The sequence below is a fragment of the Klenkia sesuvii genome (genome assembly GCF_037083825.1).
GTDB lineage: Bacteria > Actinomycetota > Actinomycetes > Mycobacteriales > Geodermatophilaceae > Klenkia > Klenkia sesuvii.
Genome location: NZ_JBAPLU010000026.1, coordinates 42,560 through 52,161 on the forward strand (window position 1 = coordinate 42,560; position 9,602 = coordinate 52,161).

General features: G+C 74.3%; 7 protein-coding genes. 5 read left to right on the forward strand and 2 right to left on the reverse strand.

The window, feature by feature from the left end:
• Positions 1–12 precede the first annotated feature (12 nt).
• From TEK04_RS18895 to ilvC, 4 genes are all read left to right on the forward strand, one after another.
• Positions 13–2,772 carry a putative bifunctional diguanylate cyclase/phosphodiesterase gene (locus TEK04_RS18895; protein WP_336405909.1) on the forward strand — a complete coding sequence of 920 codons (2,760 nt, stop codon included), beginning with the start codon at positions 13–15 and terminating at the stop codon, positions 2,770–2,772.
• Between the two features lie 241 nt (positions 2,773–3,013).
• Positions 3,014–4,900, forward strand: coding sequence for an acetolactate synthase large subunit (locus TEK04_RS18900; protein WP_349257755.1), 1,887 nt, complete (start codon positions 3,014–3,016; stop codon positions 4,898–4,900).
• A complete protein-coding gene (gene ilvN / locus TEK04_RS18905) occupies positions 4,900–5,424 on the forward strand; it encodes an acetolactate synthase small subunit (protein ID WP_336405910.1) in 525 nt (174 codons plus the stop codon). Before TEK04_RS18900 ends, ilvN begins: the two co-directional genes overlap by 1 nt.
• Before the next feature lie 41 nt (positions 5,425–5,465).
• On the forward strand, positions 5,466–6,491 hold the full coding sequence (gene ilvC, locus TEK04_RS18910) for a ketol-acid reductoisomerase (protein WP_336405911.1): 1,026 nt from the start codon (positions 5,466–5,468) through the stop codon (positions 6,489–6,491).
• A gap of 84 nt (positions 6,492–6,575) precedes the next feature.
• Here ilvC and TEK04_RS18915 read toward each other — a convergent pair whose 3' ends face one another.
• Both TEK04_RS18915 and TEK04_RS18920 read right to left on the reverse strand, forming a co-directional pair.
• A complete protein-coding gene (locus tag TEK04_RS18915; protein ID WP_336405912.1) occupies positions 6,576–6,929 on the reverse strand; it encodes a hypothetical protein in 354 nt (117 codons plus the stop codon).
• Between the two features lie 47 nt (positions 6,930–6,976).
• On the reverse strand, positions 6,977–7,840 hold the full coding sequence (locus TEK04_RS18920; protein ID WP_336405913.1) for a hypothetical protein: 864 nt from the start codon (positions 7,838–7,840) through the stop codon (positions 6,977–6,979).
• A gap of 119 nt (positions 7,841–7,959) precedes the next feature.
• Between TEK04_RS18920 and serA the strand changes: the two genes are divergently transcribed.
• Positions 7,960–9,561, forward strand: coding sequence for a phosphoglycerate dehydrogenase (gene serA / locus TEK04_RS18925; protein ID WP_336405914.1), 1,602 nt, complete (start codon positions 7,960–7,962; stop codon positions 9,559–9,561).
• The last annotated feature ends 41 nt before the right edge of the window (positions 9,562–9,602 follow it).

A 9,602-nucleotide genomic window follows, 5' to 3' on the forward strand; every position in this document is an offset into this window, starting at 1 on the left:
GATCTGGACGAGGTGGACCGCACCCGTCGTCGGACAGCCCTGCTGGGCGCGCTGTTCCTCGGCGCGCTCGCGGGGGCCGCGCTGCTGCCCCCCGGTCAGCGCCGCGTCGGCGCCGACGCGGTGGTCGCGGTCGCCGCACTGCTGACCGCGCTCGTCGTGGCCCGCACCGGGCGCCGCACCTGCCCCCGCCGCGGCGGGTGGCGGCTGCTGTCGGCGGCCCTGGTCGTCGGCGTGGCCATCGCCGCGGCGGTCGAGCTGGTGGTGCCCTACACCGGGGCTGCCGACCCGGCCCGGACGGCGGCGTCGGTCCTGCCGCACCTGGTGGCCACCGGTGCCGTGCTGACGTTGCTGGGCCGGGCGCGGCTGCGCGCCGGTGGCGTGCGGCTGCTGGTGGAGAGCTCCCTGTTCTGCACCGCGGCCTTCGTGCTGGCCCAGGTGCTGGTCGTCGGGCCGCTGCTCCCGGAGCTGGCCCCTGCCTCGCGCTGGGCGGTGGAGGCCAGCTGCCTGGCCGCGACCCTGCTGCTCGGGTCGGGGCTCACCTTCGCCACCGCCGCCGACCACCAACGGCGCACCACCGGCGGCGCCACGCTGGCCGGGCTGGCCGGGATCGCGATCGCCGACTGCGTCTCGTGGCTGGGTTCGGCCGGCGCCTTCGGCCCCGTGGCGCTGGCCGGCCGGGGGCTGATGCTCCTCGGCCTCGTCCTGCTCTGCCTGGCCGCCGTCGGGGACCCGGGTGAGCGGCCGGGCCGGGACGACCTGGCCGACGCGACCGCCGACCCCGTCACCGGCGTGCTCGGCGACCCCACCGGCGCCCCGGCGGAGGGGGTGCGCGGTCGCGGTGACCGCCTGGTCGTCGGCGTCACCCTCGCCGGCCAGCTGCTCCCGCACGCGGTCATGCTCACCGCTGCGGTCTCGTTGCTGGCCTCGGCGCTGTTCGTGGCCACCCCCACCCCGGCCGCGCTGGTCGCGGTGGCGCTGGGCCTGCTGCTCACCGCCGTGCACCGCGCGGTCGTGCTGGGGGAGGAGGTGCGCTTCGCCGGGCGGTTGGGCCGCAGCGAGGCCTTCTTCCGCAACCTGGTCCGGGCCAGCAGCGACGCCGTCCTGGTGCTCGACGCCGACCGCGTCGTCACCTGGGCCGCGCCCGCCCTGGCCGAGCCGGCCGCCGCGGCGGGCCGGCCGTTGGTCGGGCACCCGGTCACCGACCGGGTCCACCCGCAGGACCTCGACCCCGTGCGGGCCTGGCTCGCCGACGGCGACCGGTCAGGTCCCGGTGGCCTGTGCAGCTTCCGGTTGCCGGCTGCCGACGGCAGCTGGCGGGCGCTGGAGGCCGGCGTGACCGACCTGCGCTCCGACGCCGCGGTGGGGGCGCTGGTGCTGCACTGCCGCGACGTCACCGTGCGGCTGCACGCCGAGGACCAGCTGCGCTCGGTGGCCTACACCGACCCGGTCACCGGGCTGCCGAACGAGGCAGCGCACGTCGTCGCGCTCGCCGAGGAGCTGGCCGTGGCCGGTGCGGAGCCGACCGTCTCGCTGCTGCTGTTCGAGGTCGAGGGGCTCGACGACGCCCGGGAGAACATGGGCCGGCACGTCGTCGACGTCTCGCTGGTGGAGGTGGGGCGCCGGCTGCGGGCCACGGTGCGCGGCGAGGACCTCGTGGCCCGCGTGGGCGCGCAGCTGTTCGCCGTCCTGGCCCACGGCGAGGGCGACGAGCCCGACCGGGTGGCCGCCCGCTGCCTCACCGTGGTCGAGCAGCCGGTGGTGACCGAGCTGGGGCTGGTCGACCTCAGCGCGGCCGTCGGGCTCGTGCCGCTGGTCGCCGGGCTGTCCGCCGCCACCGTGCAGGACCGGGCCGAGCTCGCCGTGCGCGCCGCGGGGCAGGCCGGCCCGGGCCTGGTGCAGCGCTACGAACCCGGCCTCGGTGCCGCCCGCGACCGCCGCGAGCGGTTGCGGGCCGACCTCGTCGGCGCCCGCGCCCGGGGTGAGTTCACCCTCGTGTGGCAGCCGGTCGTGGACCTCGAGGAGCAGCGGGTGACCGGGGTCGAGGCGCTCGTGCGCTGGCAGCACCCGGTCTTCGGCGAGCTGGAGCCCGACGAGTTCATCCCGATCGCCGAGCGGGCCGGCCTCGTGGGCGACCTGCAGCGGTGGGTGCTGGCCGAGGCCATGACCGCCGCGGCGGCCCTGCCCGAGCACGGCGCTCCGCTGCAGCTGGGCGTGAACGTCTCGCCGGTGCACGTGGCCAGCGGGACGCTGGTCGGCGACGTGGCCCAGGCCCTGCAGGCCACCGGCTTCCCCGCCCAGCGGTTGGTCGTGGAGCTCACCGGGACCACCAGCCCCGCCCCCGTGCCGGCCGTGGCGGCCGACCACGCCGCGCTGCGCCTGATGGGCGTGCACCTGGCGCTGGACGACTTCGGGGCGGGCCCCTCGTCGCTGTCCCAGCTCACCGGCACGCCGGTCGACGTCCTCAAGCTCGACCGCACCTTCCTCGCCCGGGTGGACAAGGACCGGCAGACCCGCGCCCTGTGCGCCGCGGTGATCGGCCTGGGCCGCGACCTGGGCATCGACGTGGTGGCCGAGGGCGTGGAGACCCCCAGCCAGCTGACGGCCCTGCGGGCCATGGGCTGCGCGTACGCGCAGGGGTTCCTGCTGTCCCGCCCGCTCACCCTGCCGGCGCTGGTCGCGCTGCTGGACGCCGGCGCCGGCCACCTGTGGCCGGGCCGCATCGGCCGCGTCGAGGCCGTCGCGGGCTCGGCCTCCCGGGGGCTTCCCACCTGACGTCCCACCCAATGGGACGGCGTGGTTGACGCCGAACACCGCCGCGGCGCACAGTGTCGGCGTGCAGCGTCCTGCCCTCCTCGTAGTCATCGACTAGCGCGCCGGTCCACCGACCGTCGCGCTCACCCCTCCGTGCCTGCTGGCACGAGGGGTTTTTTGTTGGCCGGGCAGGGCCGGCACCGGCCCGCGCCGGCGCCCACCGCCGCACACCCACCCCCTCGTCCAGGGAGACCCGCACCAGATGAGCACCACCGCCAGCGCCCCCGTCAGCGCTCCCGAGACCCCCAGCCAGGTGGCCGCCGAGGCCACCGTCGGCGTCGAGACGACCGAGGGCTCGGTGCTGGACCCCACCCGCGCCAGCCACGGCATCACCGGGGCGCAGAGCCTCGTGCGCTCGCTCGAGGCCGTGGGCGTCGACCTGGTCTTCGGGCTCCCCGGCGGGGCGATCCTCCCGCTGTACGACCCGCTGTTCGACTCCTCGGTCCGGCACGTCCTGGTCCGCCACGAGCAGGGCGCCGGGCACGCCGCCACCGGGTACGCCCAGGCCACCGGCCGGGTCGGGGTCTGCATGGCCACGTCGGGCCCGGGTGCGACCAACCTGGTCACGCCGCTGGCCGACGCCTACATGGACTCGGTGCCGCTGGTCGCCATCACCGGCCAGGTCGCCAGCGGGTTCATCGGGACCGACGCCTTCCAGGAGGCCGACATCCGCGGCATCACGATGCCGATCACCAAGCACAACTTCCTGGTCACCGACCCCGCCGAGATCCCGCAGCGCATCGCCGAGGCCTTCCACCTGGCCTCCACGGGGCGGCCGGGCCCGGTGCTGGTCGACGTCCCCAAGGACGTCCTGCAGGCCACCACCGACTTCGTCTGGCCGCCGCGCACCGACCTGCCCGGCTACAAGCCGACCACGCGCCCGCACGGCAAGCAGGTCCGCGAGGCCGCCGCGGTCATCCAGGCCGCGCAGCAGCCGGTGCTCTACGTCGGCGGTGGTGTGCTCAAGGCCGGCGCCAGCGAGGTGCTGCACCAGCTGGCCGAGCTGACCGGCGCGCCCGTCGTCACCACGCTCATGGCCCGCGGCGCCTTCCCCGACAGCCACCCCCAGCACCTGGGCATGCCCGGCATGCACGGCACCGTCACCGCCGTCGCGGCGCTGCAGAAGGCCGACGTGCTGGTCGCCCTCGGTGCCCGCTTCGACGACCGGGTCACCGGCAAGCTCGACAGCTTCGCCCCCGGCGCCACCGTCGTCCACGCCGACATCGACCCGGCCGAGATCGGCAAGAACCGCAAGGCCGACGTCCCGATCGTGGGTGACGCGAAGGAGACCATCACCGAGCTGGTCGCCGCGCTGACCGCGCTGCAGGAGGAGCAGGGGCGGCCCGACCTCGCCGGCTGGTGGACCCAGCTCGACCGCTGGCGGCAGACCTACCCGCTGGGCTACGACCTGCCCGAGGACGGCGCGCTGTCGCCGCAGTACGTGATCGAGCGGCTGGGGGCCATCGCCGGGCCCGACGCGGTCTACTGCGCCGGCGTCGGCCAGCACCAGATGTGGGCCGCGCAGTTCGTCAAGTACGAGAAGCCGGGCACCTGGCTCAACAGCGGTGGCCTGGGCACGATGGGCTACGCGGTCCCCGCCGCCATGGGTGCCAAGGCGGGCCGGCCCGAGGCCACCGTCTGGGCCATCGACGGCGACGGGTGCTTCCAGATGACCAACCAGGAGCTGGCCACCTGCGCCATCGAGGGCATCCCGGTCAAGGTCGCCGTCATCAACAACGGCAACCTGGGCATGGTGCGGCAGTGGCAGACCCTCTTCTACGAGGGCCGCTACTCCAACACCCGGCTGCACAACCGCGGGTCCGGTGGCGGCGACATCGAGCCCATCCGCATCCCCGACTTCGTGAAGCTGGGGGAGGCGCTGGGGTGCGTCGGCCTGCGCTGCGAGCGCGCCGAGGACGTCGACGCCACCATCGCCGCGGCCATGGAGATCACCGACCGGCCCGTCGTCATCGACTTCGTGGTCGGCTCCGACGCCCAGGTCTGGCCGATGGTCGCCGCCGGCGCCAGCAACGACGACATCCTCGCCGCGCGGGACGTCCGCCCGGTGTTCACGGAAGGCCCTGTGTAATGCCCAGGCACACCCTGTCGGTGCTGGTCGAGAACAAGTCCGGTGTCCTCGTCCGGGTCTCGGCGCTGTTCAGCCGCCGCGGCTACAACATCGAGTCCCTCGCCGTCGGGCCCACCGAGAACCCCGACCTCTCGCGCATGACGATCGTCGTCGACGTCGAGAGCGCGCCGCTCGAGCAGATCACCAAGCAGCTCAACAAGCTGGTCGAGGTCATCAAGATCGTGGAGCTGGACGACGTCGCGGTGCAGCGCGAGCTGCTCCTGGTCAAGGTGCGCGCACCGCTGGCCGACCGCGCCCAGGTGCTGCAGACCGTCGAGCTGTTCCGGGCCAAGGTCATCGACGTCAACACCGACACGGTGACCGTCGAGGCCACCGGCACCCCGGACAAGCTGCAGGCGCTGCTGGCCGTCCTCGCCCCCCACGGGATCAAGGAGATGGCCCAGTCGGGCACCGTCGCCCTGGCCCGGGGACCACGGTCGATGAGCGGCGCCGGTACGTTGCGCCCCGTCGAGCGCTCCGCCTGAGAGCTGTTCCACCCCAACACCAACCGAAGGAGCTCCACCGCATGGCCGCCGAGATCTTCTACGACGACGACGCCGACCTCTCGATCATCCAGGGGCGCACCGTCGCCGTCATCGGCTACGGCAGCCAGGGCCACGCGCACTCGCTGTCGCTGCGCGACTCCGGCGTCGACGTGCGCGTCGGCCTGCCCGAGGGCTCGAAGTCCCGGGCCAAGGCCGAGGCCGAGGGCCTGCGGGTCGTCACCCCCGCCGAGGCCGCAGCCGAGGCCGACCTGATCATGATCCTGGCGCCCGACCACGTGCAGCGCACCCTCTACACCGAGTCGATCGAGCCCAACCTGCAGGAGGGCGACGCCCTGTTCTTCGGCCACGGCTTCAACATCCGGTTCGGCTACATCAAGCCCCCGGCCGGCGTCGACGTCGCCATGGTCGCCCCCAAGGGCCCCGGCCACCTCGTGCGCCGCGAGTTCAGCGACGGCAAGGGCGTGCCCTGCCTGATCGCCGTCGAGCAGGACGCCTCCGGCTCGGCCCAGGCCCTCGCGCTCTCCTACGCCAAGGCCATCGGCGGCGCCCGCGCCGGCGTCATCAAGACGACCTTCGCCGAGGAGACCGAGACCGACCTGTTCGGCGAGCAGGCCGTGCTCTGCGGCGGCATGTCCGCGCTGGTGCAGGCCGGGTTCGAGACCCTCACCGAGGCCGGCTACCAGCCCGAGATCGCCTACTTCGAGTGCCTGCACGAGCTCAAGCTGATCGTCGACCTCATGTACGAGGGCGGCATCGCCAAGCAGCGCTGGTCGGTGTCCGACACCGCCGAGTACGGCGACTACACCTCCGGTCCGCGCGTGGTCGACGCCCGGGTCAAGGAGACGATGGGCCAGGTCCTCAAGGACATCCAGGACGGCACGTGGGCCGCGGCGTTCATCGCCGACCAGGACGCCGGCGCCCCGGACTTCAAGGCCAAGCGGGCCGCCGCCGAGGCGCACCCCATCGAGGAGACCGGGCGCCAGCTGCGCGGGCTGATGAGCTGGGTCTCGGCCTCGGACGACTACACCGGCACCGCCCAGCGCTGAGCGCTGGGTCAGGTGCAGCGGTCCTGACCCCCTGATGCCGGACGGCCCCGCACCCACCGGGTGCGGGGCCGTCCGGCGTCCGGGTCAGGCGGCCCAGGTGCGCACCTCGGGCTTGCGGGTGAGCACCACGACGCCGACCGCCAGTCCCAGCAGCAGGACCGACAGCACGTCGACGGTGCCGGCGAGCACCACGGCCAGCACCAGGTTGACCGACCAGACGACCACGAGGGCCACGGCGGCCAGGGTGAGCAGCCGGCCGTCGAGGCCGCGGTAGAGGCGCACCGAGCCCAGGACGGCGGCCGCGGACAGCACCAGGTACAGCCCACCGACGACGAAGGCCACGACGCTGCCGCCGGCCAGCCCGAGGCCGAGGCCGTTGAGACCGGGCAGCAGGCAGAACAGCGCCTGCAGCCCGGCGAGGGCGACCGCGGCGACCACCAGGGGCGGGACCCGCCCGGGCCCGCGCGGTGCGGGCGCCGGCGTCGTCACCGGCCGCGGAGGGCGCGGTGCGCGGCGAAGAACTGCACGGACTGCTTCAGGCACAGCAGCACCACGATCGCGACGGCCGCGGCGAAGAAGAGCAGGCTGAGGACGACGTCCCCCCCGCTGGTGGAGCCGAACTCGTCGCCCACGTTGGACAGGTTGCCGACCAGGCCGATGCCCGTGACGGCGATGGAGATCGAGCCGGCCACGATGAGCATCACCCGGCTGCGGCCGGTCAGCGCCCGCACCGAGCCCCAGATGGTGATGACGGTCCAGGCCAGGGCCAGCAGTGCCACCACCAGACCGATGCCGGCCGCGGCGCCCACGACGCTGCCCAGCCCCGGCGCGACGTCCTCCAGGTCGTCGAACGCGCGGGCCCCCGCACCCACGGCGAACGCCACGAAGATGAGCAGCGCGCCCGACACCAGCACGCCGAAGGCGCCGAAGACGAAGCCGAGCACCGCGGAGGTGATCACGGCGCCGGGCTTGGCCGGTGCGGCCGGGCCGTAGCCGTAGGGCTGGGCGTACCCGCCCTGCTGGTAGCTGCCCTGCTGGTACCCGCCCTGCTGGTAGGCCGTCGGCTGGTAGCCGCCCTGCTGGTAGGCCGTCGGCTGGTACCCGCCCTGCGGGTAGGCCGCCGTCGGGTACCCGGCCTGGTCGTACCCGCTCTGCTGGTACGCCGTCGGCTGGTAGCCGTCCTGCTGGTATCCGCCCTGGCTGCCGTAGGAGGACTGCTGGGCGTCCTGCCCGCCCCACGAGGTCGGCTCGGAGGTCGGCTCGGAGGTCGGTGCGGAGGTCGGCTCGGACGAGGCCTGCCCGTAGGGGCTCGTCCCCGACCGGCCCTGGTCGTCCTGGTGCTCGCTCACTGGTCTCCTCGGCGCATGGCCGGCGGCGCTCGTGCGCACCGGCGTGGACAGCCAGGATGGCGGGCGGTCGGGGGGAGGGGCAAGGAGGCCCCCACCTGCGGGTCCTAGGCTGTGCAGCCGTGACCACGCCTGCGCCCGTCGTCCTCATCGCGGAGGAACTCGCCCCCAGCGCCCTCGAGGTGCTCGGGTCGGAGTTCGAGATCCGGCACGTCGACGGTGCCGACCGCGCCGCCCTGCTGCCCGCGCTCGCCGACGCGGCGGCGGTGATGGTGCGCAGCGCGACGACCATCGACGCCGAGGCCCTGGCGGCCGCGCCGAACCTCAAGGTGGTCGCGCGCGCCGGCATCGGGCTGGACAACGTCGACGTCCCGGCGGCCACGGCCCGCGGGGTCATGGTGGTCAACGCACCCACCTCCAACATCGTCAGCGCCGCCGAGCACGCCGTCGCGTTGCTGCTCGCCGCCGCCCGGCACATCCCGGCGGCCGACGCGTCGTTGCGCGAGGGCACCTGGAAGCGCTCGAAGTTCAGCGGGGTCGAGGTCTTCGAGAAGACCGTGGGCGTGGTGGGTCTGGGGCGCATCGGCGTCCTCGTGGCCCAGCGCCTGGCCGCCTTCGGCGTGACCCTGATCGCCTACGACCCCTACATCCAGCCGGGGCGGGCCGCGCAGCTCGGCGTCCGGCTGGTGTCGCTCGAGGAGCTGCTCCGCGAGTCGGACTTCATCACGATCCACCTGCCCAAGACCCCCGAGACGCTCGGGATGATCGGTGCGCAGGAGCTGGCCACGACCAAGCAGGGCGTGATCATCGTCAACGCCGCCCGTGGCGGGCTGGTCGACGAGGCCGCGCTGGCCGATGCCCTGCGCTCGGGTCAGGTGGGCGCCGCCGGCATCGACGTGTACGCCAAGGAGCCCTGCACCGACAGCCCGCTGTTCGCGCTGCCGAACGTGGCGGTGACCCCGCACCTGGGCGCCTCCACCACCGAGGCGCAGGACAAGGCCGGCACCGCCGTGGCCCGCAGCGTCCGGCTGGCGCTGCAGGGCGACTTCGTGCCCGACGCGGTGAACGTCCAGGCCGGCGGGGTCGTGGCCGAGGACGTCCGCCCGGGGCTGCCGCTGGCCGAGAAGCTGGGCCGGGTGTTCACCGCGGTGGCCGGCGGGCTGGCGCAGTCGGTCGCCGTCCGCGTGCTGGGCAAGATCGCCGAGTTCGACGTGTCGGTGGTGCAGCTGGCCGTGCTGCGCGGCGTGTTCTCCGACGTCGTCGAGGAGCAGGTCACCTACGTCAACGCCCCGCTGCTGGCCGAGGCCCGGGGCCTGGAGGTCTCGCTGGCCTCCGACGTCGAGAGCCCGCACTACCGCAACCTCATCACCGTGCAGGGCGCGATGGCCGACGGCACCGAGGTCACCGTCTCGGGCACGCTCTACGGCAAGAACCAGGTGCCCAAGCTGACCGAGGTGGGTGGCTTCGAGGTCGACCTCGAGGTCAAGGGCTACCTGCTCTTCTTCGTCTACGCCGACCGCCCCGGCGTGGTGGGCACCGTCGGCGCCGCCCTGGGTGCCGCGGGCATCAACATCGCCGGCGCCCAGGTCAGCCGCACCACCCGCGGCGGTGACGCCCTCATGGCGGTCACCGTCGACAGCGAGGTGAGCAGCGAGCTGCTGGCCGACATCGCGACGCAGATCGGTGCGCGCGAGGCCCGGGCAGCCGACCTCAACCCCCTCTGAGCCCAGCACCGGGCACCACCGACGCGGCGCCGACCCCCGGG